2 protein-coding genes are annotated in these 1827 nt (G+C 70.0%); one reads left to right on the top strand and one right to left on the bottom strand.

The window, feature by feature from the left end:
• Positions 1-174 precede the first annotated feature (174 nt).
• Complete coding sequence (locus CF8_RS22830; RefSeq protein WP_010834984.1) at positions 175-405, bottom strand: thermonuclease family protein; 231 nt, start codon at positions 403-405, stop codon at positions 175-177.
• Positions 406-418: 13 nt separating this feature from the next.
• Here CF8_RS22830 and CF8_RS22215 point away from each other — a divergent pair, with 13 nt between their 5' ends.
• Positions 419-1702, top strand: coding sequence for a competence protein CoiA family protein (locus CF8_RS22215; protein ID WP_051204297.1), 1284 nt, complete (start codon positions 419-421; stop codon positions 1700-1702).
• The last annotated feature ends 125 nt before the right edge of the window (positions 1703-1827 follow it).

The following is a 1827-nucleotide window of genomic DNA, read 5'->3' as shown; positions in this document are numbered from 1 at the left end:
GGCGGCTTCCTCGGTGGCCCGGATCTCCTCGGCGCGCTGGCGGGCCTCTTCCTCAAGTGCTGCTTCTTCGCGAGCGGCGTAGTCGCTCATGGTCACTCCCAGTGGATCCCACGGACCGGCACCGGCTGCGCCAGTCCTCCTGGTCTCCTAAGTACGGCCCAGGGGTGGGGGCGATCATTTCGTGGTCAGGCAGTTGCCCCACAGGCCGGTCGCGGCGCTGTGGGCGTCCTGTGCGGCCGCGGCGTAGTCGGTCTCGCGGGCGAGCTGCTGGTCGGTGTCGTAGACCCGTGCTGCGCCGGAGGCCAGGAGCTCGCGGGCTGCGTCGGTGCCGGCGTGGCCGACGTAGCGCAGCATCCGGCCGTAGCGGTCTCGGTCGGGAGTCGAGCTCGCGGTTCCCTGGGACACCGCAACTGCGCTGGTGCATCTGCTCAGCGCACTCTTGGTTGCTCGGCTCACCGGGCAGAGTTCCCTCGTGCCATTGACGGCGCAGCACGCCGACGCGGGCGTGCTCGACGCAACCGTTGACCCGCTCGGTGAAGGTGCGCCCTGGGAGGCGATCCACCGAGCGCGACCCCGCGCGCCCTTGACCTGCAGGGAATGCGGGCATGGTCTCCACGCCAAGCTCTCCCCAAAGGGGCTGCGGTTCTTCGCCCACGACCGCGCAGCGCCCACCTGCTCGCTGGTCGGCGAGACGATGGCCCACCGATTGCTCAAACTGCAGCTGGCCTCAGCCATCCGCGATGCCGGCTGGTACGCCGAACTCGAGGTCGCTGGCGAGGGCTGGCGGGCCGACGTGCTGGCCACCAGTCCCGACGGCACCAGGCGGATGGCCTGGGAGGCCCAGCTGGCCCAGATCACCGGCGCCGAGCTGCGTGAGCGCACCGCCCGAATGGAGGCTTCCGGGGTACCGGTGTGCTGGGTCACCGACCACGAACGGCCGTGGATCGGAGAAGTCCCCGCCATCCGGATCGCACTGCCCGCCGAGCCAGCGCCGTCCGCGGCCACCGATGCGAAGGTCGTAGACGGGACCGGCGTATTCCTCGAGTCGTGGTGTCCGCGCCGGCGCTGCGAAAACGATGGCGGTACCCCAGGCCCTTGCCCTGGCCACGGCTGGTGGCGCCCGGTCGTGCCCGCCGTTGACCTCAGGGTGTTCGTCGGCGGTGTCCTGTGCGGCACGATCAGAGCGCACCAGGCCATCGCACTCAGCAGATCCCTGGACTCAGCGCGGATCGTGTGGACCACCCGGCCGCACGTCATCACCGAACGCACCCAACTGGAAGCAATCGAGCGCCGGTGTGAGCACGACGAACTCGCGAACGCAGAGCGTGAACGTCACTTGGCCGCGATCGCGGCCAAGCTCGCCCGCCAACAGGCGCTCACCCCACCCGCGGTCGCGCTGGTGGGCACCGAAGCGCGGGGCTACGTCGGGGTGCGTGACGCGACGCCCGAGTGGGCGATGGGAGTGCCCCTGTTCGTGCACGACATGCCGCGGGGCGTCGTCAGCCCGGTTGTCAGCCGCATAAAGGGTGAGGTTCGAGAGAGGTTCCGCGAGCTCACGCTCTTCGTGGCCACGGAGAGCGAGCTGAGTGCAATCCGACGAGCGTGCGTGCCTGAACAGCGGATCGTCCTCTTCAAGGTCGAGATCCCCGCGGCTCCGCGACCGCCCGCGGTGACCTACAGGAGAGCAGGGCGGGTGCGGTAGACCTGCACCTGGTCGCGCAGCTCGTTGCTTGCAATCGCCAGTCCGGCGTACGCCGCGGCCGCAGCCGCCAGGTTGAACGACGACGCCGGCGTGCATACGACGTCCGAGGCGCCCAGTGAGTCCTG

Origin of the sequence: Nocardioides sp. CF8 (assembly GCF_000389985.1) — a bacterium.
Lineage (GTDB): Bacteria > Actinomycetota > Actinomycetes > Propionibacteriales > Nocardioidaceae > Nocardioides > Nocardioides allogilvus.
This window is presented reverse-complemented; position numbering and strand designations above follow the sequence as displayed.